At 47.8% G+C, this 901-nt stretch carries 1 protein-coding gene; it reads right to left on the bottom strand.

Going from position 1 to position 901, the window contains the following annotated elements; genetic code table 11:
- Positions 1–104: 104 nt before the first annotated feature.
- On the bottom strand, positions 105–901 hold a 797-nt coding region (locus tag ACCW71_RS20530; RefSeq protein ID WP_436374488.1), incomplete at its 5' end, for a T6SS immunity protein Tli3 family protein.

Genomic DNA, 901 nt, shown 5'->3' on the forward strand with positions numbered 1-901 from the left:
AGCCCGCACGCACCATGATGTTTTTATGGCTGCACATCCCCCGCCAGGAAGATTTACCATTATCATCACACTCCATGGCCGCTTTCCGTAACGGTTCAGATTGTTTACTGATCATTTACGGGCACCCCCGTGGCATCTGATGCATATACCTGTTCAGGGGTTACACTGGTTTTCACCGGCCTGATAGTCGCGTCACAGGTAAATCTGATCTGACCCGACGGCGTTAATACATCCGGCCAGTCAGCCATGGTTACAAAATCAGAAGCCCTAACAGAGTTATTATAGTTATTAATTTCATCAGCTGATTTTGCCGGTATATTATAAACATCCTCCCTACTACCTCCCTGAGACCCGACATAAACCCGTTCATCTGTTACTAAAATTGTTATACCAATTCCAGGATCAGTATCGTCCCCGACCTGTACCTTTCCGTATTCACCACCAATTTCATAAGAAAGAAACACCCCGCTGTGAGTATCCCTGTCGCTCATCATCGGAAATCTTTCTATATAAACCATGACATTATCGGACGCCGCATAAATTAACTTCCCTTTCCACGACATCAGCGGGTTAGGCTTCAGCAGAGAGTTACTGTCGGAGCCGCCGCCAACATATTCTTTAATTTTTTTCTTTGTATCATGGTAATATGCCAGCCCGCCATGACCGCAGTCCTTATAGTTTTCCAGCGTGAAAAACCGGTGATCATCTATCCGGTAAATCACCTGCGGCGGTACGTCGAACAGATAGTACTTAAAATCATGGCCCACACCTCTGGCCGCCATCCCGCCCGACGCCGCACCAAACGCCATTCCGGACGTGGTAATACAGCCCGATAAAGCACCGCAGGTCAGCAGCACGCCCAGAATCCCGCCAGCGCGTAATATCATTTTATCCATATGAT

The sequence above is a fragment of the Pantoea sp. C2G6 genome, assembly GCF_051336815.1.
In the GTDB taxonomy this organism is placed as follows: domain Bacteria; phylum Pseudomonadota; class Gammaproteobacteria; order Enterobacterales; family Enterobacteriaceae; genus Pantoea.